Source organism: Pseudomonas sp. St386 (assembly GCF_018325865.1).
Classification (GTDB): Bacteria; Pseudomonadota; Gammaproteobacteria; order Pseudomonadales; family Pseudomonadaceae; genus Aquipseudomonas; species Aquipseudomonas brassicacearum.
On the sequence record NZ_AP021900.1, the window covers coordinates 4883868 to 4908396 of the forward strand.

26 protein-coding genes are annotated in these 24529 nt (G+C 61.0%); 6 read left to right on the forward strand and 20 right to left on the reverse strand.

Annotation, left to right across the window (positions count from 1 at the left end):
* Positions 1-88: 88 nt before the first annotated feature.
* The 5 genes from KI235_RS21455 to KI235_RS21475 form a co-directional block, all read right to left on the reverse strand.
* On the reverse strand, positions 89-898 hold the full coding sequence (locus KI235_RS21455) for an OmpA family protein (RefSeq protein WP_003204188.1): 810 nt from the start codon (positions 896-898) through the stop codon (positions 89-91).
* Positions 895-1254: a DUF4398 domain-containing protein gene (locus KI235_RS21460; RefSeq protein WP_003204190.1), complete on the reverse strand. Its 360-nt coding sequence runs from the start codon at positions 1252-1254 to the stop codon at positions 895-897. Before KI235_RS21460 ends, KI235_RS21455 begins: the two co-directional genes overlap by 4 nt.
* A 9-nt stretch (positions 1255-1263) precedes the next feature.
* Entirely contained in the window at positions 1264-2088 is an 825-nt protein-coding gene (locus KI235_RS21465) for a transporter substrate-binding domain-containing protein (protein WP_039013642.1), read from the reverse strand.
* Between the two features lie 75 nt (positions 2089-2163).
* Complete coding sequence (locus tag KI235_RS21470) at positions 2164-3093, reverse strand: FAD-binding protein (RefSeq protein ID WP_003204194.1); 930 nt, start codon at positions 3091-3093, stop codon at positions 2164-2166.
* A 2-nt stretch (positions 3094-3095) separates the two neighbouring features.
* The gene (locus KI235_RS21475) at positions 3096-3845 is read right to left on the reverse strand and encodes an electron transfer flavoprotein subunit beta/FixA family protein (protein WP_003204196.1); all 750 of its coding nucleotides are present in this window, start codon (positions 3843-3845) and stop codon (positions 3096-3098) included.
* A gap of 546 nt (positions 3846-4391) precedes the next feature.
* Here KI235_RS21475 and KI235_RS21480 point away from each other — a divergent pair.
* Positions 4392-6056, forward strand: a complete 1665-nt coding sequence (locus KI235_RS21480) for an electron transfer flavoprotein-ubiquinone oxidoreductase (RefSeq protein ID WP_003204198.1) — start codon at positions 4392-4394, stop codon at positions 6054-6056.
* A gap of 102 nt (positions 6057-6158) precedes the next feature.
* Here KI235_RS21480 and KI235_RS21485 read toward each other — a convergent pair whose 3' ends face one another.
* A complete protein-coding gene (locus KI235_RS21485; RefSeq protein WP_003204200.1) occupies positions 6159-7049 on the reverse strand; it encodes an AraC family transcriptional regulator in 891 nt (296 codons plus the stop codon).
* Between the two features lie 179 nt (positions 7050-7228).
* Here KI235_RS21485 and KI235_RS21490 point away from each other — a divergent pair, with 179 nt between their 5' ends.
* Positions 7229-8281: an NAD(P)-dependent alcohol dehydrogenase gene (locus KI235_RS21490; RefSeq protein ID WP_003204202.1), complete on the forward strand. Its 1053-nt coding sequence runs from the start codon at positions 7229-7231 to the stop codon at positions 8279-8281.
* Positions 8282-8287: 6 nt separating this feature from the next.
* Here KI235_RS21490 and KI235_RS21495 read toward each other — a convergent pair whose 3' ends face one another.
* The 5 genes from KI235_RS21495 to KI235_RS21515 form a co-directional block, all read right to left on the reverse strand.
* The gene (locus tag KI235_RS21495; protein WP_013693986.1) at positions 8288-9091 is read right to left on the reverse strand and encodes an IclR family transcriptional regulator; all 804 of its coding nucleotides are present in this window, start codon (positions 9089-9091) and stop codon (positions 8288-8290) included.
* A gap of 59 nt (positions 9092-9150) precedes the next feature.
* Entirely contained in the window at positions 9151-10461 is a 1311-nt protein-coding gene (locus KI235_RS21500) for an MFS transporter (protein ID WP_003204206.1), read from the reverse strand.
* Positions 10462-10669: 208 nt separating this feature from the next.
* Positions 10670-11818, reverse strand: coding sequence for a galactonate dehydratase (gene dgoD, locus KI235_RS21505; RefSeq protein WP_003179439.1), 1149 nt, complete (start codon positions 11816-11818; stop codon positions 10670-10672).
* A 49-nt stretch (positions 11819-11867) separates the two neighbouring features.
* Entirely contained in the window at positions 11868-12488 is a 621-nt protein-coding gene (locus KI235_RS21510; protein ID WP_212795290.1) for a 2-dehydro-3-deoxy-6-phosphogalactonate aldolase, read from the reverse strand.
* Positions 12489-12507: 19 nt separating this feature from the next.
* On the reverse strand, positions 12508-13488 hold the full coding sequence (locus KI235_RS21515; RefSeq protein ID WP_003204210.1) for a 2-dehydro-3-deoxygalactonokinase: 981 nt from the start codon (positions 13486-13488) through the stop codon (positions 12508-12510).
* A 188-nt stretch (positions 13489-13676) separates the two neighbouring features.
* Here KI235_RS21515 and KI235_RS21520 point away from each other — a divergent pair, with 188 nt between their 5' ends.
* Positions 13677-14309: a glutathione S-transferase family protein gene (locus KI235_RS21520; RefSeq protein WP_003204212.1), complete on the forward strand. Its 633-nt coding sequence runs from the start codon at positions 13677-13679 to the stop codon at positions 14307-14309.
* Between the two features lie 5 nt (positions 14310-14314).
* Here KI235_RS21520 and KI235_RS21525 read toward each other — a convergent pair whose 3' ends face one another.
* Entirely contained in the window at positions 14315-14797 is a 483-nt protein-coding gene (locus KI235_RS21525; protein WP_003204214.1) for a GNAT family N-acetyltransferase, read from the reverse strand.
* 117 nt (positions 14798-14914) lie between these two features.
* Here KI235_RS21525 and KI235_RS21530 point away from each other — a divergent pair, with 117 nt between their 5' ends.
* From KI235_RS21530 to KI235_RS21540, 3 genes are all read left to right on the forward strand, one after another.
* Positions 14915-15571: an HD domain-containing protein gene (locus KI235_RS21530; RefSeq protein ID WP_013693987.1), complete on the forward strand. Its 657-nt coding sequence runs from the start codon at positions 14915-14917 to the stop codon at positions 15569-15571.
* Positions 15572-15655: 84 nt separating this feature from the next.
* Positions 15656-16000 carry a hypothetical protein gene (locus KI235_RS21535; protein WP_003204218.1) on the forward strand — a complete coding sequence of 115 codons (345 nt, stop codon included), beginning with the start codon at positions 15656-15658 and terminating at the stop codon, positions 15998-16000.
* A 32-nt stretch (positions 16001-16032) separates the two neighbouring features.
* Complete coding sequence (locus KI235_RS21540; protein WP_003204221.1) at positions 16033-16413, forward strand: Rho termination factor N-terminal domain-containing protein; 381 nt, start codon at positions 16033-16035, stop codon at positions 16411-16413.
* 142 nt (positions 16414-16555) lie between these two features.
* Here the strand turns inward: KI235_RS21540 and araH are convergent, their stop codons facing one another.
* From araH to KI235_RS21580, 8 genes are all read right to left on the reverse strand, one after another.
* On the reverse strand, positions 16556-17524 hold the full coding sequence (gene araH / locus KI235_RS21545) for an L-arabinose ABC transporter permease AraH (protein WP_003204223.1): 969 nt from the start codon (positions 17522-17524) through the stop codon (positions 16556-16558).
* Positions 17525-17534: 10 nt separating this feature from the next.
* Positions 17535-19079, reverse strand: a complete 1545-nt coding sequence (gene araG, locus KI235_RS21550) for an L-arabinose ABC transporter ATP-binding protein AraG (RefSeq protein WP_003204225.1) — start codon at positions 19077-19079, stop codon at positions 17535-17537.
* Positions 19080-19154: 75 nt separating this feature from the next.
* Positions 19155-20159, reverse strand: a complete 1005-nt coding sequence (locus tag KI235_RS21555) for a substrate-binding domain-containing protein (protein ID WP_003204227.1) — start codon at positions 20157-20159, stop codon at positions 19155-19157.
* Between the two features lie 175 nt (positions 20160-20334).
* A complete protein-coding gene (locus tag KI235_RS21560) occupies positions 20335-21153 on the reverse strand; it encodes an SDR family oxidoreductase (RefSeq protein WP_027911487.1) in 819 nt (272 codons plus the stop codon).
* A gap of 236 nt (positions 21154-21389) precedes the next feature.
* Entirely contained in the window at positions 21390-22265 is an 876-nt protein-coding gene (locus KI235_RS21565; RefSeq protein WP_027911488.1) for an SMP-30/gluconolactonase/LRE family protein, read from the reverse strand.
* Positions 22262-23008, reverse strand: a complete 747-nt coding sequence (locus KI235_RS21570) for a FadR/GntR family transcriptional regulator (protein ID WP_003204233.1) — start codon at positions 23006-23008, stop codon at positions 22262-22264. Before KI235_RS21570 ends, KI235_RS21565 begins: the two co-directional genes overlap by 4 nt.
* 176 nt (positions 23009-23184) lie before the next feature.
* Positions 23185-23745 carry a DUF1285 domain-containing protein gene (locus tag KI235_RS21575; protein ID WP_003204235.1) on the reverse strand — a complete coding sequence of 187 codons (561 nt, stop codon included), beginning with the start codon at positions 23743-23745 and terminating at the stop codon, positions 23185-23187.
* 16 nt (positions 23746-23761) lie between these two features.
* Entirely contained in the window at positions 23762-24367 is a 606-nt protein-coding gene (locus KI235_RS21580) for a DUF4823 domain-containing protein (RefSeq protein WP_003204236.1), read from the reverse strand.
* Positions 24368-24529: the final 162 nt, after the last annotated feature.

The following is a 24529-nucleotide window of genomic DNA, read 5'->3' on the forward strand; positions in this document are numbered from 1 at the left end:
GCTCTAACTGTACCCATCGTGCATCGATTGCAGGGCCAAAAAAACCCGGCGCCTTTTACAGGGGCCGGGTTTTCCAGTGACGCAGCCCTTAGCGGGCGGCGCCGAGCTGGCCTTTTTCGTCGGAGAACACAATTTCAACGCGACGGTTCTGTGCCCGGCCACGCTCGGAGGCGTTGACGTCCACCGGGTATTGGTCACCGTAGCCTTCAACCTGGATACGCTTTTCGTCTACCCCCAGATCCACCAGCACATCCGCCACCGCTTGCGCTCGGTCGCGAGACAACTTGAGGTTTTCCTGCTTGCCGCCGGTGCTGTCGGTGTACCCCTCGATACGGACCACGCGCTTGGGGTTGAGCTGCAGGAACTGCACGATTTTGAGCACGACCCGGTTGGCCGAGTTCTTCAGTTCCGCTTCGCCGGTGTCGAACAGCACGTCACCCAGGGTCATCACCAGACCGCGATCGGTTTGTGTGGTCGCCATCGCCATGATCTGTTCTTCAAGCCATTTGCCCTGCTGCTGCACGCTCAGCAACTTGGATTCACGCAGGGCCAATTGCAGGCGCTGGCGTTCCAGTTCGAGCTTGGCGGCACGCTCTTCGTTGAGCACCTGGTTGCTGTGCTCCCGGGCAATCGCACTGTAGCGCTGGCTCAGGTAGGCGTAATGCTGCACATCCTCACCGCTGCCCCAGTAGCTGGACAAACGATCGGCACGGGCCAGGGATTCGCCAGCGCGGATCACGTCCCGGGGTGCGGCACGCAATACGTTGGCGTCTTCCTTGACCTTCTGGAAGTCGGTGCTGGCCTGCTCGAGCGCCGCTTCGCTGCGCTGGCCGGCGCAGCCATACAAGCTCGCCAGGCCGGCGAGCACCAGGCCGCCCAATACGTGGGAGTGCTTCATTGGGCATCCTCCCTCAATTGTTTGCGCAAGCGCTTGATGCGGGTGTCGAGCACGTTCAGTTGCTCCTGGCTCTTGAGGGTCAGCACCTTCGCTTCGGCCAGGCGGGCGTCGAGTTCGGCCTGTTCGGCCCGCATGCGCGCCTTCTTGTAGGATTCGTCGGCCATGTTGGATTTGGCGCGGGCGAATTTTTCTTCAGCCAGTTTCAATTCGGGCACTTCATCGGCAGTAGCGCCAACGGCCCGGGCTTGCTCCAGTGCCTGTTCAGTCAGGCGGATCTGTTCATTCGGCGCCGGATCGGCTGCGCAACCCGCCAGAGCCAGAACGGCCAGGGCAGCGAAAAGAGGTCGAATAGTCACTAATGTTCCCTACTGTTTTGGGGCGCTGACAGATGGCTGCAACTGTGTATTCCACCGCTCGAGATTGCGTTGCAACACAGCCTCCGCCAGGCCGGACGCGGCCAATTCTGTCATCTTTTGCGCCAGCTGTCCGCGTAACCATGGGTCATTGCAGGCGGAGTTATGGGAAATCGCGAGGAACAGCCCGGGTTTGTCCACCGGTTGCGGTGCGGCTTGCAGGTCATTGGCCATCCCCAGTGTCTGCGCCATTGCCAGGCCCGCGTAGCGCCCCGCCAGGACATATTCCACCTCGCCCAGCAGCAGTTTCTGAAAGGCCTGGGTCAGGTTGGGCGTGCGTACCAGGGACAATTGCCGCTCGGCAAAGACGCCGAATTCCTGGGTCATGCGGGCCTTTTCTGACAAAGCCCCGGGATGACCGTGAAGGTCTGCGGGCTGGTCGATGACCAGCGTCGAATCCTTGCGGGTCCAGACCAGGTAATCGTTTTCGAGCAAGGGCGGATGAACGTAATCCAGCACTTCAAGCCCGGTAACGGTCAGTGGCGCGTCGGTGAGCAGGTCCATGCGTCCACTGCGCACTTCGTCCAACGCCTGGACGCGCTTGCCGGCATACAGCAGTTCGATCTTGATCCCCAGTTCTTGCCCGACCTGCGCCAGCAGGTCGGCGCCGGCGCCAATCAAGTGCTTGGGGTCCTGAGGGTCCTGCCAGAGATAGGGTGGTGCATCCGGGCTGCCGGTGGCGATCAGTCGTTCACATTTGCCGGCGGCGACAGACAGGCCTGGCACGAGCGCCAACGTCCACAGCAACGACCAGCCGGCCAAACGACGCAGATCCATGGCAATACGCTCCTCTGATGCGGAAATAAAAAGCCCGGCCAAAGGGCCGGGCTCTTTATAAGTGAAGACGCCGGATTAGACCAGCTTCTCCAACTCAGGGATGGCTTCGAACAAGTCCGCCACCAGGCCGTAGTCGGCCACTTGGAAGATCGGCGCTTCTTCGTCCTTGTTGATCGCAACGATCACCTTGGAGTCTTTCATGCCGGCCAAGTGCTGGATCGCGCCGGAGATACCGACGGCGATATACAGCTGTGGCGCAACGATCTTGCCGGTCTGGCCGACCTGCATGTCGTTGGGCACGAAACCGGCGTCGACCGCGGCGCGGGAAGCACCGACGGCGGCACCGAGCTTGTCGGCCAGGGCGTACAGGTGCTTGAAGTTGTCACCGTTCTGCATGCCACGGCCGCCGGAAACGACGATCTTGGCGGCAGTCAGCTCAGGACGATCGGACTTGGCCAGTTCTTCGTTGACGAAGCTGGAGATGCCGGCGTCGTGGGCAGCGCCTACGGCTTCAACGGCAGCCGAGCCACCTTCGGCGGCAACCGGGTCGAAACCGGTGGCGCGGACGGTGATGACCTTGACCGCAGCGGTCGATTGCACGGTGGCAATGGCGTTGCCGGCGTAGATCGGACGCTTGAAGGTGTCGGCGCTTTCTACCGAGATGATCTCGGAGATCTGGTCGACGTCCAGTGCAGCGGCCACGCGTGGCAGGATGTTCTTGCCGTTGGAGGTAGCGGCAGCCAGGATGTGGCTGTAGCCCTTGCCCAGCTCGGCTACCAGCGGCGCAACGTTTTCCGGCAGTTGGTGTGCGTAGGCAGCGTTGTCAGCCGACAGCACTTTGGCCACGCCAGCGATTTTCGCAGCGGCTTCAGCCACGGCGCCAGCGCCCTGACCCGCTACCAGCACGTGAATATCGCCACCGATTTTAGCGGCAGCAGCAACGGTGTTCAGCGTGGCTGGAGCCAGCGCCTTGTTATCGTGTTCGGCGATTACGAGGATAGTCATGATCAGATCACCTTCGCTTCGTTTTTCAGTTTCTCGACCAGTTCAGCCACCGACTTGACCTTGATGCCCGCGCTGCGTGCAGCCGGCGCTTCGACCTTGAGGGTCTTGTTGGTGGAGGCGGTGGAAACGCCCAAAGCGTCAGGCGTCAGCACTTCAAGCGGCTTCTTCTTGGCTTTCATGATGTTTGGCAGAGACGCATAGCGCGGCTCGTTCAAACGCAGGTCGGTGGTGACGATGGCCGGCAGTTTCAGGGAAACGGTCTGCGCGCCGCCGTCGATCTCGCGGGTCACGGCAACGCTGTCGCCGGACACTTCGACCTTGGACGCGAAGGTGCCCTGACCGTAGCCGCTCAATGCAGCGAGCATCTGGCCGGTCTGGTTGTTGTCGCTGTCGATGGCCTGCTTGCCGAGGATCACCAGCGATGGCTGTTCCTTGTCGACAACGGCCTTGAGCAGCTTGGCCACGGCCAGGGAGGTCAGCTCTTCGGCGGATTCGACGAGGATGGCGCGATCGGCACCCAGTGCCAGCGCGGTGCGCAGTTGTTCCTGGGCGGTGGTCGGGCCGATGGAGACGACGACGATCTCAGTCGCCACGCCTTTTTCCTTCAGGCGTACGGCTTCTTCTACGGCGATTTCGCAGAAAGGGTTCATCGACATCTTGACGTTGGCGAGGTCGACGCCGGAGTTGTCCGCCTTGACGCGAACCTTGACGTTATAGTCGACCACTCGTTTGACAGCTACAAGAACCTTCATGGATTCCTCGTTACTCTCCGGTGAAAAAAAGTCGCCTAGGCGAACCTGGCGGTTGATGCTCATGGGCGCAAGGGCACCTCTAAAAACGCCGGCATGAACCACACATGACCCAGCTCACGGGAGTGAAGACCATTCGTCAGTGATGACCGATGAGTCATTCATTATCGCGGCGTGTAAACTGCGCGTCAGAACCACGCAATGCGTCACTTTGTGCTGCCTTCGCCCTGTCTTTAGAGGTGCTCTTGAAACCAACAGTCAGCCTACGGCGAGCGCAAAACCGCCCGTATCTTGACCGGAACGCCTATTCCGGTCAATACGGCAAAATGGTCAGTCATAAGCCGTACGTCAGTGATTTATCTGGGCTGCGGCAATTTCAAACAAACGTTTGTATTGGACCCTGAGAGTGGTGTAGATATAATGCGCCGCTTAAGAGAGACACGCGTTTCATCCATTGTCGCTTTCGTCGCTTTTCGCGAAGGAAACAACGGATGCAACGCCAAACCTCCAATTAGAAAAAACTGTGAGCCTTGAGTAGGAGATAGCCCTGTGGAACGCGAATACATGGAATTCGACGTGGTCATCGTCGGTGCCGGCCCCGCTGGCCTGTCTGCCGCTTGCCGACTGAAACAGAAGGCCGCCGAAGCCGGTAAGGAAATCAGCGTCTGCGTGGTCGAAAAAGGCTCCGAGGTCGGTGCGCACATCCTCTCCGGTGCGGTGTTCGAGCCCCGCGCCCTGAACGAACTGTTCCCGGACTGGAAAGAACTCGGCGCCCCGTTGAACACGCCCGTCGTGCGTGATGACATTTATGTCCTGAGAAACGCCGAGGCCGCGAGCAAAATCCCTGACTTCTTTGTGCCCAAGACCATGCACAACGAAGGCAACTATATTATTTCCCTGGGCAACCTGTGCCGCTGGCTGGCCCAGCAGGCCGAGAACCTGGGCGTGGAAATCTACCCGGGTTTCGCCGCCCAGGAAGCGCTGTTCGACGAGAACGGCGTGGTGCGCGGGATCATCACCGGCGACCTGGGCGTCGACCGCGAAGGCAATCCGAAGGAAGGCCTGTACACCCCTGGCATGGAACTGCGTGGCAAATACACGCTGTTCGCCGAAGGCTGCCGCGGCCACATCGGCAAGCAACTGATCAAGCGCTTCAACCTGGACAGCGAGGCCGACGCCCAGCACTACGGCATCGGCCTGAAGGAAATCTGGGAAATCGACCCGGCCAAGCATCAACCTGGCCTGGTGGTGCACACCGCCGGCTGGCCGCTGGACATCATGGGCACCGAGAACACCGGCGGTTCCTTCCTCTATCACCTGGAAAACAATCAGGTGGTGGTCGGCCTGATCGTCGACCTGTCCTACAGCAACACTTTCCTGTCGCCGTTCGACGAGTTCCAGCGCCTCAAGCATCACCCGGTGCTCAAGCAGTACCTGGAAGGTGGCAAGCGTGTCAGCTATGGCGCCCGTGCCATCTGCAAGGGCGGCCTGAACTCGCTGCCGAAAATGGTCTTCAAGGGCGGCGCGCTGATCGGTTGCGACCTCGGCACCCTGAACTTCGCCAAGATCAAGGGCAGCCACACCGCCATGAAGTCCGGCATGCTTGCCGCCGACGCCGTGGCCGATCGCCTGTTCGCCGAGTCCGAAGGCGGTGATGAACTGACCGCCTACGTCGACAGCTTCAAGAGCAGTTGGCTGTATGAAGAGCTGTTCGCCAGCCGCAACTTCGGTGCAGCGATCCACAAATACGGCGCGATCATCGGTGGCGGCTTCAACTGGTTCGACCAGAACATCCTTGGCGGCAAAATGCCGTTCACCCTGCACGACACCAAGCCCGACTACGCCTGCCTCAAGCTGGCAGCCGATTGCAAGAAAATCGACTACCCGAAACCGGACGGCAAGATCAGCTTCGACAAACTCAGCTCGGTGTTCATCTCCGGTACCAACCACGAAGAAGAACAGCCCTGCCACCTGAAGCTGACCGACCCGAGCATCCCGATCAGCAAGAACCTGCCGTTGTACGACGAACCGGCCCAGCGCTACTGCCCGGCCGGCGTGTACGAAGTGGTGACCAAGGAAGACGGCGAGAAACGCTTCCAGATCAACGCCCAGAACTGCGTGCACTGCAAGACCTGTGACATCAAGGACCCTTCGCAGAACATCACTTGGGTGTCGCCGGAAGGCGCTGGCGGACCGACTTACCCGAACATGTAAGCCATTGCGCTGAACATCAAGGCTCCCGTAATGGGGGCCTTTTTGTTGCCTGCCATCCAAGCAGTACCACAGTTCGCTCCCACAGGGGGTGATATCAGTGGATCAAGCGGCGCGCTCTTCCCCAGGGTTGCGCTCGAAGTAGCGCTTGTACTCCCGACTGAACTGCGACGAGCTCTGATACCCCACCTGGTGCGCGACCTGGGCCACGCCCATGCCCTCGGTGAGCAGCAGCCGCTGGGCCTTGAGCAGGCGCAAGCGCTTGAGGTACTGCACTGGCGACAGCAAGGTGCTGCGCTTGAAATGCTCATGAAAGGTCGAGGCGCTCATGTTCGCGCAACTGGCCAAGGTCTCGACGTTCAGCGGCTCGGTGAAGTGCGCATGCAAATGGCCCAGGGCCGCGGCAATCCGGGCGAATTGGCCTTGCTGCTCCACCAGCGCCCGCAGCACATCGGCCTGGGGCCCGCGCAACGCGACGAACAACAACTCCCGCAGCCGCGCCTGGCCCATGACCTGGCATTCCAGTGGGTCGTGCAAGCAACGCAACAAGCGTTCGACACACCCACGCATGGCGTCATCGAGCACTGCGCAGGTCATTGATTCCGGCGTCTGGGGCGCCAGGTTCCGCCCCGGCACCAGCCCCATGGCCAGTACCAACTCCCCCAGCATCGCCCGATCGATCGCAACGGAAACCCCAAACAGCGGAGCATTGGGCATGGCGTAGGTTTCGCACTCGAACGGCACCGGCAAGGCCTGGATCAGATAGTGCCCGGCGCCATATTCCAGTGTGCGCGGTCCCAGGTACGCCAGTTTGCTGCCCTGGGCGATGATCACCAGGCTCGGCTCGTAGAGCTGCGGGCCACGGGCGACGTCCTGGCTGGCCCGAAGCGCATGTACGCCGGGCAGTGGCGTCGGGACGAAACCGTCGCGGGTCGCCAAGGGTTCTATCAATGAAACCAGCGTAGCGTTGGCATCGAGATGGCGGGTCAACAACATGGGCGAAAACTTCACGAAAAAAGGGATGAAACCATCATCGCAGGTCTGGCGTCACATAGGATCAGATCCTGGCCAAGACCGGAGGATTAGGCATGACAGGCGGAGGAATCGCCATCGCCACCTGTCGCCGGGACTCCCAGAATGAAACCCTCAACGTTCATTGCTTAGCGAGGTCCATCATGTACACAGCCATCGGATATGCCGCCCAGTCGGCCACCACTCCCCTCGCCCCCATGAAATTCGAGCGTCGCAGCCCGCGAGCCGACGATGTGGCGATCGACATTCTCTACTGCGGCGTCTGCCATTCCGACATCCACCAGGCCCGCAACGAATGGGGCATCGCCGTTTACCCGCTGATGCCCGGCCACGAAATCATCGGCAAAGTCACCGCCGTCGGCGCGGACGTCACCCGCTACAAGGTTGGCGACCTGGTGGGCGTAGGCTGCATGGTCGACTCCTGCCGCGAATGCGAAGCCTGCCGCGCTGACTTGGAGCAATACTGTTTCGAAGGCATGACCCAGACCTACGCCAGCCCGGACCGTGTGAGCGGCGGCCACACCATGGGCGGTTACTCCAACAGCATCGTGGTCAACGAACACTTTGTGCTGCGCATTCCGGCAGCACTCGACCCGGCCAGCGCCGCACCACTTCTCTGCGCAGGCATCACCACCTACTCGCCCCTCAAGCACTATGGCGTGAAGGCTGGCGACAAGGTTGGCGTGCTGGGCATGGGCGGCCTGGGCCACATGGGCATCAAGTTCGCCAAGGCCTTGGGCGCAGAAGTCACGTTGTTCACCCGCTCGGCGAGCAAGGCCGAAGAAGCCCGTCGCCAGGGCGCGGACCATGTGATCGTATCCACCGACGCCGAACAGATGGCCGCAGCAGCCGGACGATTCCACTTCCTGCTGGACACCATTCCGGTACAGCACGACCTCAATCCCTACCTCGACACGCTGCGTTTCGACGGAGTGCACATCCTGGTAGGTCTGGTCGAGCCGATCGATCCGCCGGTACACGCGGCAAAATTGATCATGGGCCGTCGGGTCCTGGCCGGTTCGTTGATTGGCGGTATCGCCGAAACCCAGGAAGTGCTGGATTTCTGCGCCGAACACAACATCAGCTGCGACATTGAAATGCTCGACATCCGCCAGATCAACGAGGCCTACAGCCGCATGATCGCCGGGGATGTGAAATACCGCTTTGTCATCGACATGGCCACGCTCAAGGCCTGACGTTCGTCAAACCTTGGCGCCCAGTTCCGCCGACAACCGGGCTGTGACCCCTTTGACCAGGGGAATCAGCTCGGCCATCTTTTCCAGCGGCATGTACGGCACGGTGCTGGCGATGCTGATGCCGGCAACAATGCGCTTGCCGGCGTCACGGATCGGCGCCGCCACACAGCGAATCGACGGTTCGTTGTCTTCCAGGTCGAAGGCATAGCCCCCCGCCACATACTCCACCATCCGTTGCTGGAACTGTTCCCAGGATTGCTCCTGATGCTGGGGCCAGAATTGATTCTTCCCACCGGCTGGCAGGCTGATTTCATACAGCCGCTTCCATTGTTCCTGCGAGTCATCGAGCATCAGCGCCTTGCCGATCCCAGTGCGCGCCAACGGCATCCGATGGCCTACGCGCGAGCGCATTTCCGGGCCGTTGCGCCCCGGATTCTTCAGCAGGTACAAGACTTCGTCACCTTCGCGAATCGCCAAGTGAACGGTGTCCCCGGTAAGCGCCGACAGCTCGTCCAGGTACGGCCCCGCCAGGCTCACCAGTGGCAACTCTTCCCGGGCCTGAAAACCCAGCTCGATCAATTTCGGCCCCAGCAGGTAGCCCACTTGCGGCACCACGCGCAGGTAACGCTCATCCACCAGGCAACTGGCCAGGCGATGGGTGGTGCTGCGGGTGGTGCCGATCAGCCGGGCGATTTCCTTCAAGTCACGGGCGCCGCTGGCGACCGCCTGGACCACCCCCAGGCCACGCAACAATGTCTGCGTGCCCGTAGGTGCGGCGTCCTTGGTGATTTTTGGATCGTCTTGCTGCATAGCCGGCCTTCAACAGTGAGCGGGGAACGGGCGGCATTATGGTCGCCCGCCCCGTCGGACTACAACTCGATGCGCTCGACCTTCCCGACCAGCAGGATGTAGGACAGCGCGCCAGCCAGTGCCAGGACAGAGATATAGGTGATGGCCGGGGCAAACGAATCGCCGCTGGCGAGAAAGCCAATGACGATCGGCGTGGCGATGGCCGCCAGGTTGCCGATGAAGTTGAACACCCCACCGGTCAACCCGAGCAGTCGCGCCGGCGCCAGTGTGGAGACCAGCGACCAGGTGATCGACGCCAGGCCATTGCCGAAGAACGCCAAGGCCAGGAAGGCAATCACCAGCGGCGTCGACTCGACGAAGTTGGCGCCGATGATCGAGGTCGAGATCAGCAACCCGCCAATGATCGGCAGCTTGCGTGCAAACCCCACGGTGGCGCCGCGGCGAATCAGCCAGTCGGAGAAGAACCCGGAGCACAGCACGCCGACAAACGCCGCGAGAAATGGCAGGGACGCCAGTAGGCCGGACTTGATGAAGTCCATGCCGCGATATTTCACCAGGTAGGTCGGGAACCAGGTCAGGAAAAACCACAGCGTGGAGTTGAGGCAGAACTGCCCCAGGTAAATGCCCCACAACTTGCGTTGGGTCAGGACAATCCCCAGGTCGGTCCAGCTGAATTTGGCCTTGACCTTGGCGGTATCGGCCTGGATATCCACCAGCCCGCCGCCTTCGCGGATCAGTTCGATTTCGGCGGCGTTGGCACCTTTGAAATCCCGCGGTTCGCGATACACCGCGTACCAGATCGCCGCCCAGATAATGCCCACCGCGCCCGTGGCGACAAACACCATGTGCCAACCGAAGGCGTGTTGCAGCCAGGCTAATACCGGGGTCAAGAAGGCCAGCCCGACAAATTGCCCGGAGGTATAGAAACCGATGGCCGTGGCTCGCTCGCGCTCAGGAAACCAGGTGGTGACCACGCGGCTGTTGATCGGATAAGCCGGCGCTTCCAGGGCACCAACCGCCATGCGCAGTACGAACAGCGCGATGAAACTGGCGGCAAAACCCAGCATTACCGTGGCCACCGACCACAACAGCAACGCCACGCTATACAGAATCCGCGGCGGCACCCGGTCCACCAACCAACCACCAGGGATCTGCATGGCGGCGTAGGTCCAGCCGAATGCCGAGAAAATCAGCCCGACGTGGATTGGATCGATGCCCAGGTCGCTGGTCAGTGCGGGAGCGGCGATCGAGAGGTTGCTGCGGTCCAGGTAATTGATCACCACGGTGATGAACAGCAGGACCATGATGAAAAAACGCTTGCGGCTGGGCGTCACCAACGACGCCTGCGCGCTCAGGGTGTGCGCTTGCATGTGAGGTGCCTCTTTTTATGTTTGTCGAATACGGCAAGGATTGAGCAAGACCCTGTGGGAGCAAGGCTTGCCCGCGATGAACGATGACCCGGTCTGCCTGGAAAACGCATCGACTTCATCGCGGGCAAGCCTTGCTCCCACAGAACCCCTTGCTCCACAGGAGTCTTTTGCTCCTGAAAGGATTCCTATCAGAGTGATCAGGCGTGACTCACCACTCGGCAAAACTGCCATCGGCATGGCGCCAGATCGGGTTGCGCCAGCGGTGGCCGATGGCCGCGCGTTCGATGACGTATTCCTCGTTGATCTCAATGCCCAGGCCCGGGCCGTTCGGGATCTTCACAAAGCCCTTGTCGTAGTCGAACACCTGCGGATCCTTGATGTAATCCAGCAGGTCGTTGCTCTCGTTGTAGTGGATGCCCAGGCTCTGTTCCTGGATGAAGGCGTTGTAGCAGACCGCGTCCAGTTGCAGGCACGCCGCCAGGGCGATCGGGCCCAGCGGGCAGTGCAGCGCCAGCGCCACGTCATAGGCCTCGGCCATGTTGGCGATCTTGCGGGTCTCGGTGATACCCCCGGCGTGGGATGCATCCGGCTGAATGATGTCCACGTAGCCTTCGCTGAGTACACGTTTGAAGTCCCAGCGCGAGAACAAGCGCTCGCCCAGAGCGATCGGGGTGCTGGTCAGCGGCGCCAACTCCTTGAGGGCTTCGTAGTTTTCGCTGAGCACCGGCTCTTCGATGAACATCAGCTTGTAGGGATCGAGTTCCTTCATCAGTACCTTGGCCATCGGCTTGTGCACCCGGCCGTGGAAGTCCACGCCAATGCCGACGTTCGGCCCCACCGCGTCCCGCACCGCCGCGACGTTGGCCAGGGCCAGGTCGACTTTTTCAAAGGTGTCGAGAAACTGCAGCTCTTCGGTGCCGTTCATCTTCACAGCGGTGAAGCCCCGCGCCACGGCTTCTTTCGCCGCGCGAGCGGTGTCGGCCGGCCGGTCGCCGCCGATCCACGAATACACACGGATCTTGTCGCGCACCTGGCCGCCCAGCAGGTCGCTGACCGACACGCCCAGGGCCTTGCCCTTGATGTCCCACAGCGCCTGGTCGATGCCGGCCAGGGCGCTCATGTGAATGGCCCCGCCGCGGTAGAAGCCGCCACGATAGAGCACGGTCCAGATGTCTTCGATGTTGCGTGGGTCTTTGCCGATCAGGTAGTCGGACAATTCCTCGACAGCCGCCGCCACCGTGTGGGCACGGCCTTCGACCACGGGCTCGCCCCAACCGGTCACGCCCTCGTCGGTCTCGACCTTGAGGAAGCACCAGCGCGGCGGAACGATAAACGTGGTCAGCTTGGTGATTTTCATCTTGTTGTCTCTCTTGTCAGATGCAGCGCACGGGGCGCTGGAAAAGTCTTCAGTTCAAGGCGTTCCATGCGGCCACGTAGGCCTTGGCGCGCACCGCCACTTCATCCGCTGTCAGGCCCGGCTTGAACAGCCCGGAACCAAGGCCGAAACCCTTGACGCCGGCTTCGACGAACACCGCCATGTTGTCCGGGGTAATCCCGCCCACCGGCACCAGCACGGTCCCGGCCGGCAGCACCGCGAGCCAGGCCTTGACCACCGCCGGGCCCATTTGCTCGGCGGGGAACATCTTCAGTACATGGGCGCCTTCGGCCAGCGCGGCAAAGGCTTCGGTGGGCGTGGCGACGCCTGGCGACAGGTACAAGCCCGCCGCTTTCGCCGCACGCAGCACCTTCGGATCGCTGTGGGGCATGACGATCACTTGGCCGCCAGCGGCTTTCACCTGCTCGACCTGTTCCGGCGTGAGCACGGTACCGGCACCGATCAGGCAATCGGCGGGCAAGGTACTGCGCAGGATGCGGATGCTTTCGTACGGTTCGGGGGAATTGAGCGGTACTTCGATGACGCGAAATCCGGCGCTGTACAGGGCTTCGCCGATGGCCGCCGCCTCTTCGGGACGCAGACCACGCAGGATCGCGATCAGCCCGTTGTGCGCCAGTGCTTGTGTGAGCATGTCAGACCTCCAGTCAGGTTCAGGGGGCGGTTGAATCGAGCAACCCGGCCGCTACGGCCAGTTGCCACAAACCGCGTTCGGTGGCCTGTTCGGCCAGGACCACCCGGGCGAAGCCGCAGGCGTCGAGGGCCCGTTGATAACGGACACAGAGTTGGGAGTTGCCGATCAGCACCACCGTCGGCAGGTGGAGGCTGTCGCGTCGCCGACGCTGCACCTCGGCCAGCGCCGTCAGCTCATGGCCGATCAGCAGGCCCGAAAGGTAATCGGCCTGGGCGCTGGCCTCCAGTTCGCCGGTCAAGCCCAGGCTGCGGGCACTGAACACCGTGGACAACGGACCGATCTGGCCATCCACCGACAACGCCACCTGTACGCCACGATCAAAGGCCACGCCATCGAAGGTCGTACTCCGTTGCTGGGTGCGGCCGAGAATGCTGTGGTCACTGAGCACGGCGAAGATCTCGCCGGTCATGAAGGTGTCGAAATGCACGATGCAGCCATCGGCCACTTCCACCCATTTCGAATGACTGCCGGGCAAGCCGATCAGCACCGCTTCGTCCGGCAGGCTGTGCAAGGCGCCGAGCACTTGGGTTTCTTCGCCGCGCATGACATTGGGCAAGCGTGAACGCTGAATCACGCCCGGCACGATGTGCACATCGACACCGCGAAGGCTGCGAACGGTTCGTAGGGAATGTCCGAGATTGGCGACGTTGGCGGGTGTGTCGCAGTAAGGCGCTTCACGCCAGCCTTGAGCACTGCCGACCATGCCACAGGCGATGACAGGCAAGCCTGGCTGAGCATCGAGCCAGTCGCCGCAGGCTTCGTCGAAGGCCAGTTCGAAACCGTCGATGCACACCCGGCCGGCCACGGTTCGCGGCCCGGAAGGCAACTGCATGATCCCCGATGACAGCGAGCGCTGCTCGAGCACCTCGCCACCGGCTGCGAGTTTGTAAGCCCGTAATGAGGTGGTCCCCCAATCGAGCGCGATCAATTGCGCCTGCATCCGCTTCACCTGTTCTGTTTTTTGGCAGTGAGTGGAACGGACTATAAACCTGGGCGCAGCAAAATCTCAATATATAAATATCTCTCCCATATATTGGGATTCTTCATATCCACCACAAAGCCAATCGCCATCCGCCCAAGACCCTGCTACGTTTCTGATCGGACGCCAAACAACTCAGGGAAAAAGTAATGGGACAACAGCTGAAAATCCTCGGCCGCACTTCCTCGATCAACGTCAGAAAAGTGCTGTGGACCTGCCAGGAACTGGAAATCGCCTACGAGCGCGAAGACTGGGGCATTGGTTTTTCTTCGACCCAGGATCCGGATTTCCTCGCCCTGAATCCCAATGCCCAGGTGCCGGTGATCATTGATGAGAACGGTGTGCTCTGGGAGTCCAATACCATTTGCCGTTACCTGGTGGGCAAGCATGGGCGCAGCGACCTGCTGCCTGTCGAACCCGCCGCACGGGCGCGTGTCGAGCAGTGGATGGACTGGCAAGCCACAGAGCTCAACCCGTCATGGGGCTACGCATTCCACGCCCTGGTACGCAAGAATCCGGACTTCCAGGACCCGCAACGCATCGCCGCCGGCATCAAAGGCTGGAACGAGAAGATGGGTTTGCTGGAACAGCAATTGAACCGCACCGGCGCCTATGTGGCCGGTACGGCGTTTTCCCTTGCGGATGTGCTCATCGGCTTGTCGGTGCACCGCTGGCGCCAGGCGCCCATGGAACGCCCGGACTATCCTGCGGTGGCCGCCTATTGCAAACGCCTTGAGCAGCGCCCGGGGTTTGCCGAGTACGCGTGCGCCGCGCACTCATGAAATGCTCAGTTGCCGTTAGCAAAATCCCGTAGCACCTTGCCGTCCATTCGGTAGCGCACCCACTCTTCCTGTGGTTGCGCGCCGAGGGATTTGTAGAACTCGATGGCCGGCGTGTTCCAGTCCAGCACGCTCCATTCGAAGCGCCCGCAATCGTTGTCACAGGCAACTTTCGCCAAATGGCGCAGCAACGTCTTGCCCGCCCCGCCACCGCGCTGGTCAGGCGTGATGTACAGGTCTTCGAGGTACAGGCAGTTGCTGCCCAGCCAAGTGGAATAACTGAAGAAAAACACCGCGAAGCCAATCGGCACGCCATCACGCAGGCAGATCAACCCGTGGGCCGTTGCGCCCTCGCTGAACAGGCTGCGCTCGATGTCCGCCACACTGGCGATGACTTCGTGGCGGGCCTTTTCGTAATCGGCCAACTCGGTGATGAAGGCAAGGATTTGAGGCGCATCGCTGGGTTGCGCAGGACGGATCTCGATGGACATGAACAGGCCTTGTAGCCAATTGAAAGCGCCATACTAAGCCGCCACGGGGCGCTCGTCACATATGAAAATGAACATCGTCCACGAACCCTCGAAGTACCGACATACAAAGGATCTGTCATGACCGCTGCCGCCTTTGCACCTTTTCAAACCGTCGCTGCCCAGCTGCTGCCTCACGCATTGGAGCCATCGGAGGATGGCGCTCACGATCTGTCACACCTGCAACGGGTCTGGCACAACGTACGCTTGCTCCACCGTCATGAAGGCGGTGACCTGCTTATCCTGCTGGCGGCAACGCTGCTGCATGACTGCGTGGCGGTGGAAAAAAATTCACCGCTGCGCGCCCAGGCCTCTCGCTTGGCAGCGGATAAGGCATCGACACTGTTGTCGACACTGAACTGGCCAGACGAAAAAATCAGCGCCGTTGCCCATGCCATCGAGGCTCACAGTTTTTCGGCCAATATCGCAGCGATCACACTCGAAGCCAAAATTCTCCAGGACGCCGACCGCCTCGACTCATTGGGCCTGCTCGGGGTGGCCCGCACATTCTATGTAGCCGGACGCATGGGCAGTGCACTCTATGACCCTCAGGATCCGCAGGCCAAGTCCCGGGATTACGATGATCGACGTTTCTGCCTCGATCATTTCCAGACCAAATTGTTGCACCTGGCCGACGGTTTCCAGACTGCCACCGGGCAACACATGGCGCTGATCCGTCACGAAAAACTGAAAAGCTTCATGGAGCAATTCATGGAAGAGGCCGGACTCGACGGTTAGACCATTCGTCGCGCCCGAGGCACAAACTCAAATCCAGCGAGGCCCAAGATCAGGTAAGCATTCTGAAAAATGGAGGCGACACTCATGATCACTAAAAGGCTGACCGCATTCACCTTCGCCGCGCTGCTGTCGTCGGTGGCTTTCGCGGCTTCGACCTCCGGCACCGGGCCGACCGACCCGGTACAGGCGCCCAACTCTCCCGCAACCGAAGGCCTGCCCAAGCTGAACACCGACGGCACCGGCAGTGGCCTGAACAATGGCCAGCCACCCGCCACCGGCACCGATCCGCGTGTGCAGGGTAATGACACGGGTCGTCAGGGCGGCATGAATACACCGGACTCGACAGCGCCTGATAACGCCGACACCGGGGTGGGCTCGAAAACCACGACCGGTGGTTCGGGCTCCGAAGGTGGCGCCGCCAGCCAGTAGCCTCTGCTCAGACATTTGAGGAGGAACATCCCATGCCTCGTGGAAGCAAAGACAAATACACCGCCGAACAAAAGCGCAAGGCCGCACACATTGAAAAAAGCTACGAGAAAAAAGGTGTGTCCGAGAACGAAGCCGAGGCACGCGCCTGGGCGACCGTGAACAAACAGTCCGGTGGTGGCGAACGCTCCGGTGGTTCTGGCAAGGAAAAACCGGCGACGGCCAAGAAAACCGACCGCAAGGAATCGGCCCGGCGCGCCGCCAAGACCCGCGAAGGTCACCCGCGCACCAGTAAAGCCTCCCACGCGACCCAGACAGTGGACAGCTTGATGAAGGAGGCCCGGGCGAAAAACATTCCCGGGCGCTCGAAGATGCGTAAGCAGGAATTGGTTGAGGCGTTGCGCAAGGCGGGGTGATTGTCGGCGTCTGGGAGAACGCCTTCGCGAGCAAGCCCGCTCCCACATTGGATCTGCGCTGTGCCGGGGTTCTGAGCCCTGGCACAAAATCCTGTGGGAGCGAGCCTGCTCGCGAAAGCGGCCGGCCCGGTTGCTGCAGGGTTCAGCGTTGTTTCAAGCGGTCGATCACCACCGCCAGCAGCAGGATCGAGCCGCGGATGACGTATTGGTAGAAGGTGTCGATGTTCTTCAGGTTCATCGCGTTTTCGATGATCGCCAAAATCAGCACGCCTGCAATGACGTGGCGAATCATGCCGATGCCACCGCTCAATGACACCCCACCCAGCACGCAAGCCGAGATCACGGTCAGTTCGAAGCCCTGGCCGATCATCGGTTGGCCCGAGGTCATGCGCGATGCCAGGATCACCCCGGCCAGGGCGCCGATCACACCATGCACGGCGAAGATGATGATCTTGGTGCGATCAACGTTCACCCCCGCCAACAACGCCGCTTCCTGGTTGCCACCGATGGCCATGGTGTTGCGCCCGTAGGTGGTGTAGTTCAGCAGCCAGCCGAAAAACAGGAAGCAGGCGATGGTGATCAGGATCGGCACCGGTACGCCGAACAATTGGCCGTTGCCGAACACGAAGAACGATTCCTGCGACACCCCCACCGCTTTGCCGTTGGCAAAGATGTAGGCCAGGCCGCGAACGATCTGCATTGTCGCCAGTGTGGTGATCAAGGCATTGACCCGCAGCTTGGCGATGACGATGCCGTTGATCAGGCCCACGATCAGCCCCATCACCAGCGCCGCACTGACGCCGAGGAACACGCTGTTGGTGTCGCGCATCACCACCGCCGCGACCACGCCGGCACAGGCAATCACCGAACCGACCGACAAGTCGAAGTGCCCGGACGCCAGGCAATACAACATGGTGCAGGCCGCGATGCCGGTGGTGGAAATCGCCAGGCCCAGCCCGCGCATGTTCAGCGGCGACAGGAAGTTGTCGATCATCAGGGTGCAGAGCACGAAGATGCCGATGGCCGCCAGCAGCATGACCCAGTCATCCAGGAAACGGCGCAGGTCCAGGGGTTTGCGTGCCGTTGGCAGTGCATTGTTTTGAATGGTCATGATTTACCTCTCAGTTCGCCGCGTCGGCAACGCGTTGGCGCGGCAGCGCCAGTTGCAGCAGATTGGATTCGTTGGCCTGGTCACGCGGCAGCTCGCCGCGCATGGCCCCTTCGCAGAGCACCAGGATTCGGTCGGAAATGCCCATCACTTCCATCAGGTCGCTGGACACCACAATCACCGCGATACCGTCGGCCGCCAGGTTGTGGATAATCTGGTAGATCTCCGCCTTGGCGCCGATGTCGATGCCACGAGTAGGCTCGTCCAGCAGCAGGACTTTCATCGGCATCGACAGCCAGCGACCAAGAATCGCCTTCTGCTGGTTCCCGCCGGACAGGTACATGATTTTCTGGCTGGCCGCCGGCGTCTTCACTTTCAGCGACTTGATCTGTTTGTCGGCATTACCCCGCTCCCAGTCGCCACGCAACAGGCAGCCAAGTGTGGAATGAGACGGACGCGCACTGATGTTGATGTTCTCGCCCACACTGCCCAACGGGATGATGCCTTCCTTCTTGCGATCCTCCGGGCAGAGCAGAACGCCCGCGGCGATGGCATCCCGTGGAGAACGTAGTTTCAGCTCCTTACCGTGCAGGACCAGGCTGCCCTCGCGCTGGCGCTCCAGGCCACTGAGCAAGCGAAAAAGCTCCGTACGACCGGCGCCGACCAGCCCGAACAAGCCGAGGATCTCGCCCTTGTGCACCTGGAAACTCACCGGTTCGCGCAAGCCCGGCCCCAGCAGGCCCTTCACTTGCAGCGCCACATCGCCGCGCTCCCGAGGACGGTAATCATAGATGTCCTGGATATCGCGACCGACCATGCACGTGACGAGTTGATCATGGGTCAACTCGCTCATGTTCTCGAAGGTCCGCACGTAACGACCGTCCTTGAACACCGTCACCGCATTGCAGATGCGGAACACCTCCTCCATGCGGTGGCTGACGTAGAGCACCACTTTGCCCTCGTCCCGCAGTCGACTGATGATCGCCATCAAACGGTCGATTTCACGGGCCGACAGGCTACTGGTGGGTTCGTCGAAAGCAATGACGTGGGCGCCACGGGACAAGGCCTTGGCGATTTCCACCAGTTGGCGCTGACCGAGGGACAGGCGCCCGACCTTTTCCTGCGGGTCGATTTCGTCGGCCAGGCCCTTGAGCAGCGTCAGCGCCTGCTGGCGCAGTACACCACGATTGACCAGGCCGAAACGCGCCGGCAAATGGCCGAGAAACAGGTTTTCAGCGACGGTCATTTCCGGCACCAGGTGCAGCTCCTGGTGAATCACTGCCACACCACTGGCGATGCTGTCAGCGGTGCCTTTGAACGCCATCGTCTGTTCGCCGATCTGCAAGTCGCCGCTGCTCGGGATGTAGGCACCGCCCAGGATCTTGAGCAGCGTGGACTTGCCGGCGCCGTTTTCACCCATCAAGGCATGGACCTGCCCCGGATGGGCAACGAAACTGATATTGGCCAGCGCCTGCACGCCGGGAAAGGACTTGCCGATCCCGTTGAATCGCAAGCTGCCGCCGATGTTGTGTTGCCGTGTCGCTGTTTGCGCTTGCATAACCACCTCGAACTTACAGAGATCAAGCGACCCCGCCACTCATGTGACCAGGGCCGCTTTTGAATCAACCGGCCGTCAGTTCCACAGGCCGATTTTTTCCAGCTCTTGCTTGAAGTTCTCCCGGGTGATCAGCGTCACCTCGTCCATGGCGGTGTACTTCGGCGGCTCCTTGCCGGTGGTGATCCACTCGTACATCATTTCGGCGGTCTTGTAGCCTTCGATGTGCGGGCTTGGCAGCATCGAACCGAAGAAGCCGCTGTTAGGCTTTTTCAGCTCACCGATAGCGTCAGTGCCGTTGATGCCGATGCCGATCACATTGGCCGCCTTGAACCCGGCGGCTTCGGTGGCGCGCACGCCGCCCAGCACGGTGTTGTCATTCATGCCACCGATAATCAGGTTTTTCGCGGCGCTTGGCAGTTTCACCAGGGCCGAGTTGGTGGAGTCCATGCTGCCGGGTACGTCGAGGGTTTTCAGGGCGGCGAAGAGGATGTGGTCTTTCGGGATACCGGCCTCCTCAAGGGATTTGACCGAACCGTCGGTGCGCTTCTTGCCAGTGTCCAGTTCGTTGTAGGTGTTGATCACCGCATAGGTTTCTTTCCAATCCCAGCCGCGTTTTTTCGCTTCAGCAGCCATGGCGGCGCCCTGTTTCTGGCCCACCTCGAATGCGGCCATGCCCAGGTACGGCACGTCTTCCATGAACTTGCCGCTGGCGTCGACGAAACGGTCGTCCACGGCAATCACCTTGAGATCGTTGAGCTTGGCCTTGGCCATGATGGCCGGGCCGAGGGATACGTCCGGCGGGCAGATCACGAAGCCCTTGGCCCCGTTGGCGGCAAGGCTGTCGATGGCCGAAAGGGTTTTCTCGCCGTCGGGCACGGCGATCTTGATCAACTGGAAGCCTTTATCCTTGGCCGCCTTCTCGGCAAACGCCCATTCGGTCTGGAACCAAGGCTCCTCGGCCTGCTTGACCAGGAAACCAATTTTTACCGCATCGGCCGCCAGCAAGTGGCTGCTGAGGCTGACCGCGGTAACCGCCAGGGCGGCGCGACACAGGGAACGGATCCCACGACGATGTTTCATAGTTGACTCCTTGTTTTTTTTATTGAAAGCCAAACGTCCAGGTTTCTGCTCCACCGTCGGTGGAAATGCGCAGGCTGGGCGGTTACAGCAAGTTGCTACACAGCATAGGCCTGAATAGTCATATCGTATGATGATTGGATTACAGGCGAAGTTTCCCACTGCAATCCAGGAATATTCAGTCGTGGTACATGACCGAACGTCCCCCATCGATGGTGATGCATGAGGCATTGATAAACGTTGCTTCGTCACTGGCCAGGAACACGGCCGTCATTGCCACTTCGATCGGTTGCCCGACACGCCGTGGCGGGTGCAGATCCAGCGCACGCTGGCGTTCGGCATGGGGATCGGCAAAGCCGTTCCAGTAGTCGACGTTCAGTTGGGTTTCGATATAACCCGGGGCGATGGCGTTGACGCGTACCCCTTTGGGCGCGTATTCGATGCCCAGGGCGCGAGTCAGGCCAAGCAGGCCATGCTTGGCCACCGGGTAAGGGAAACAGCCGGGAATGATGTGGGACGAATGGACCGAGGCAATGTTGATGATGCTGCCCACGCCCTGCTCGATCATCTGTGGCAACACCGCCTTGCAACCGTACCAGGCGCCATCCAGGTCGATGGCGAAGCAGCGGCGCCAGTCCTCTTCGGTCATTTCCAGCGGGTCGCGGAAGACATTGACGCCGGCGCAGTTGACCAACACATCGATGCGACCGTGCAGCTCGACGGCGCGCCGGGCCATGGCCTGCAAGTCCTGCGGCTTCGACACATCGGCCTGCAGCGCTTGCACGTCGGCCCCGCGTACACGCCAATGGGCGGCCACCGCCTCGACCTTCTGCGCCTGGATATCACTGATCACCAACCGGGCCTGTTGCGACGCGAACGCCGCGACGATGGCCTCGCCAATGCCTTGGGCGGCACCAGTCAACAGCACGACCTTGTCTTTCAGGCGCTCGCCCTTCGGTGGCTCCGGCACGGGTGGCAAGACCAAAGGCTCAGCCATGGTTCAAGCCTCCTGCGCGCGGGCACGACAAAAACCGGGCATCCACGGATGACCGGCGCAGAGGCGCTTGAAAGAACAGTGGCCAGCGTACGCCGCCGGGGCGTACGGGGAAAGATCGTTGCATCACTTCACCTGTTTTGTTTTTTTAGTGTGAGTGCGTATTGCCGATGGAGCCGACTATAAACCCGGCCGCCAAATAATCTCAATATATATATTTACATCCCATATTTTGGGATTCAGCCTGCAAACCTTGTACACACCACGCCAGGCACATCGACACGCATCGACAGCACGGCACCGTCCAGCGGATGACCCAATGGGCTCGCCGCGCTGGTGATGTACAACGTCTTGAGGTCTTCGCCGCCGAACACACAACTTGTCGGGCGGCTGACAGGCAGTTCGATCACCCGATCGACCTGGCCGTCTGGGCTCAACCGCAGCAAGCAACTGCCGTCCCAGCGGGCGTTCCAGATATAGCCCCGGGCATCCATCGCCGAGCCATCCGGGCCGCCACGGGGATGGGGGCCGAACCAGACTTCGGCAGGCGCCAGGTTGCCCTCAGGGTAGATAAAGTGCCGATACAACGTGCCATCCAGGCTATCGCCGAAATACACCGTGGTGCCATCGGGGCTCCAGAGCAAGGTGTTCGGAATGCCCAGCCCGCGCAGCAAGGGCATGACCCGACCATCACCGGCGACGCGAAACAGCCCGCCGGAGCGCCGCTCGATCGGCAAGTCCTCGCCTTCGTCACCGATATTGTTCTGCATGGTGCCGAGCCACAGTTGACCCTGGCCATCGCAACGGGCCTCGTTGGGACGATTGCCTGGCTGGGGATCGGCCATGCACAGCAGCGTCAGGCGCGGTTCCAGGCCCGGAGAATCGAGATCGAGGCGGTAGACACCACTGCTCAGGGTCACCAGGGCGTCGCCACTCTGGGTTGGAATGAAAGCGGACACATGCTCGGGCATCTGCCAGATCTGTACGTTGGCGCCGATCAGCCGCAGTGCCTGCTTGCCGGCGATATCGACCCAATACAACGCCTGGGTCGGCTCGTCCCAGAAGGGCCCCTCGCCCAACTTCGCCCGGTGTTCCGTCACAGCCGTCCACTTCATTGAAACCTCCCGTTCCCGGCTTGTCCGGCAGCGTCTGTTCGACCGGCCATGACATTGGGGTAAAAGCGTTTGATGGCCAGGTCAGCGTTATCGATCAGGGTCATGCAGGCCCAGACGCCACGCGCCGCGTCACGAGCGGCGATGGCGTCGGCGATGTCCTTGTGGATGGGCAAGGTGCGGCGCAGTTCATCCGGGTCGGCCGCCGATACTTCGAACGACACCGCCAGCAGCGCACCGAGGGCCGGGACCATTTGCTCGATGAACTGATTATGGCTGGCGGCCAGGATGCACTCATGGAAAAACTGGTCGGCACGGTTGTAATCGGCACCGCTGTCCACGGCTCGCTCCAGCGCATGGTAGGCCAGGCGGATCGCCTGCACCTGATCGGCCGTGGCCCGCTCGCAGGCCCAGCGCACCGCCATCGGCTCGATGGTGCGACGCAGGTCCAGCAAGTCATCGACAAAATTTTCCGGTAGGCCACTGCGTGACAGCCAGCCAACCACTTGGGGGTCGAACAGATTCCAGCGCCGCACCGGCAGTACCCGCGTGCCGACTTTCGGCCCGACTTCCAGCATGCCTTTGGCCACCAGGGTCTTGATCGCCTCGCGAATCACTGTGCGACTGACGCCCAGTTGCTCGCCCAAGTCCGCTTCGACCTTGATGGTTTGCCCAGGCTTGACCTGGCCGGCGGCTATCCAGCCCCCCAGCCAATCGACGGTCGATGCATGAAAACTGCTGGACATGAAAACCCCGCGGGCCACTCTTATTGGAGGCCCACGCTAATCATCATACGATTGGGTGTCAATTTGAATTTTACTTGGCCACTGTGGGAGCGAGCCTGCTCGCGATAGCGGTGGGTCAGTGGAGAATGAGGTTGGATGCGCCGGCGCCTTCGCGAGCAAGCTCGCTCCCACAGGGTTTACGGTTCCAGGCCGATAGGGAAGAACTCGCCGCCGCTCCACACGCCCAACCAGCGCTGCCCGTCGATCTCGCGGCTGACCGCCAGCTCCACCAGTTGGTAAAACACATTGCGATGGATCAGTGCTTCGAGATTGCTGCGCACATGCACGTAGGGCGCGGGTTCCTGGGTCAGGGGATCGATCACCACCCGCAGCGGATGCTCGGCACCGGCCTCGGTGGTTTCCTCGACATTGGTGGTGAAGCGCAACAACTGCCCTTCCCCCTGCCCTTCGACCTCAAGGGTCACGGCCACGAACGGCGCGTCATCGACCTTGATGCCGACTTTTTCCACAGGGGTAATCAGGAAGTAATCATCGCCGTCGCGGCGGATGATGGTAGAGAACAACTTGACCATCGGCTTTCGCCCGATGGGCGTACCCAGGTAGTACCAGGTGCCGTCCCGGGCGATGCGCATGTCAATGTCGCCGCAGAAGTCGGGATTCCACAAGTGGACCGGCGGCAGGCCTTTGGTCTTGGGGATCTGCCCCAGCAAATCATTGGCTTTTTGCGGTCCGCTCATGGTGACTCCTGATTATTTATTCGTCGCTCATCCCCAGCAGGCTGCGGGCATATTCACGCAAAGGCGTGGCGATGAGGTCTTGTGGCTGCTTGTCGTGCAACGTCAGTAAACCGCCACGACTCTTGATCCGTGCAGTATCAATCAAATACTGGGTGCTGGTCTCGATCAACATGATTTGAATCACGCTGGTATCGACACCCAGGCGATCCAAGGCTTCTTCATCCTGCCATTCGTCAGTGTTGCCGATGCGGTTGTCAGCCTTGGCGAAGCGGGTGTACAGCAAATAATGGGCACCGGCGGAGCGGGCTTCACCCATGGCCTGGTCGAGGCCCTCGGGAACGCGGGCGCGACGGACCATGGGGAAATATTCGATGAAGCCATTGAAGGCCTCTTCGGCCACGACGTTGGGACGCGGGTAAGCGCTGCCTGGCGGAGCAAAGGCGCCCTGGGCGATGTAGATGAACGAGTCGGGCTGAATACGCAGGTTGTTCACACGACGGCTGTCGCTATGGTCCAGCAGGCCGGCGTCGCTCATGTGATAACGAACGCCCTCTCCCATGTCGCTGACATTCATGCAGCCACCAAGCGCCAAAACGGCCAGCAGCAAAACCAGGCTACGCATCCTACCCTCCAAAAAACCGGTGTCGGAAAACCGGCGAATGGTCGTGGGATGCAGCTTTTGCGCCAGCTCATCGAGATGGGGGTCAGATGTATCCAAGTGAATGGAAAATTGCTATCGCGGGCAAGCCTTGCTCCCACAAGTACGACGCTTATCATGTGGGAG

Excerpts from the sequence above, each read along its gene's own strand:
- KI235_RS21475 (WP_003204196.1), bottom strand. The coding sequence starts at position 3,845 with ATGAAGGTTCTTGTAGCTGTCAAACGAGTGGTCGACTATAACGTCAAG.
- KI235_RS21520 (WP_003204212.1), top strand. The coding sequence starts at position 13,677 with ATGGGACAACAGCTGAAAATCCTCGGCCGCACTTCCTCGATCAACGTC.
- dgoD (WP_003179439.1), bottom strand. The coding sequence starts at position 11,818 with ATGAAAATCACCAAGCTGACCACGTTTATCGTTCCGCCGCGCTGGTGC.
- KI235_RS21575 (WP_003204235.1), bottom strand. The coding sequence starts at position 23,745 with ATGAGCGGACCGCAAAAAGCCAATGATTTGCTGGGGCAGATCCCCAAG.
- KI235_RS21570 (WP_003204233.1), bottom strand. The coding sequence starts at position 23,008 with ATGTCCAGCAGTTTTCATGCATCGACCGTCGATTGGCTGGGGGGCTGG.
- KI235_RS21530 (WP_013693987.1), top strand. The coding sequence starts at position 14,915 with ATGACCGCTGCCGCCTTTGCACCTTTTCAAACCGTCGCTGCCCAGCTG.
- KI235_RS21500 (WP_003204206.1), bottom strand. The coding sequence starts at position 10,461 with ATGCAAGCGCACACCCTGAGCGCGCAGGCGTCGTTGGTGACGCCCAGC.
- KI235_RS21535 (WP_003204218.1), top strand. The coding sequence starts at position 15,656 with ATGATCACTAAAAGGCTGACCGCATTCACCTTCGCCGCGCTGCTGTCG.
- KI235_RS21465 (WP_039013642.1), bottom strand. The coding sequence starts at position 2,088 with ATGGATCTGCGTCGTTTGGCCGGCTGGTCGTTGCTGTGGACGTTGGCG.
- KI235_RS21525 (WP_003204214.1), bottom strand. The coding sequence starts at position 14,797 with ATGTCCATCGAGATCCGTCCTGCGCAACCCAGCGATGCGCCTCAAATC.
- KI235_RS21565 (WP_027911488.1), bottom strand. The coding sequence starts at position 22,265 with ATGAAGTGGACGGCTGTGACGGAACACCGGGCGAAGTTGGGCGAGGGG.
- KI235_RS21555 (WP_003204227.1), bottom strand. The coding sequence starts at position 20,159 with ATGAAACATCGTCGTGGGATCCGTTCCCTGTGTCGCGCCGCCCTGGCG.
- KI235_RS21470 (WP_003204194.1), bottom strand. The coding sequence starts at position 3,093 with ATGACTATCCTCGTAATCGCCGAACACGATAACAAGGCGCTGGCTCCA.
- KI235_RS21540 (WP_003204221.1), top strand. The coding sequence starts at position 16,033 with ATGCCTCGTGGAAGCAAAGACAAATACACCGCCGAACAAAAGCGCAAG.
- KI235_RS21495 (WP_013693986.1), bottom strand. The coding sequence starts at position 9,091 with ATGCAGCAAGACGATCCAAAAATCACCAAGGACGCCGCACCTACGGGC.
- KI235_RS21510 (WP_212795290.1), bottom strand. The coding sequence starts at position 12,488 with ATGCTCACACAAGCACTGGCGCACAACGGGCTGATCGCGATCCTGCGT.
- KI235_RS21560 (WP_027911487.1), bottom strand. The coding sequence starts at position 21,153 with ATGGCTGAGCCTTTGGTCTTGCCACCCGTGCCGGAGCCACCGAAGGGC.
- KI235_RS21455 (WP_003204188.1), bottom strand. The coding sequence starts at position 898 with ATGAAGCACTCCCACGTATTGGGCGGCCTGGTGCTCGCCGGCCTGGCG.
- araG (WP_003204225.1), bottom strand. The coding sequence starts at position 19,079 with ATGCAAGCGCAAACAGCGACACGGCAACACAACATCGGCGGCAGCTTG.
- KI235_RS21490 (WP_003204202.1), top strand. The coding sequence starts at position 7,229 with ATGTACACAGCCATCGGATATGCCGCCCAGTCGGCCACCACTCCCCTC.
- araH (WP_003204223.1), bottom strand. The coding sequence starts at position 17,524 with ATGACCATTCAAAACAATGCACTGCCAACGGCACGCAAACCCCTGGAC.
- KI235_RS21485 (WP_003204200.1), bottom strand. The coding sequence starts at position 7,049 with ATGTTGTTGACCCGCCATCTCGATGCCAACGCTACGCTGGTTTCATTG.
- KI235_RS21580 (WP_003204236.1), bottom strand. The coding sequence starts at position 24,367 with ATGCGTAGCCTGGTTTTGCTGCTGGCCGTTTTGGCGCTTGGTGGCTGC.
- KI235_RS21515 (WP_003204210.1), bottom strand. The coding sequence starts at position 13,488 with ATGCAGGCGCAATTGATCGCGCTCGATTGGGGGACCACCTCATTACGG.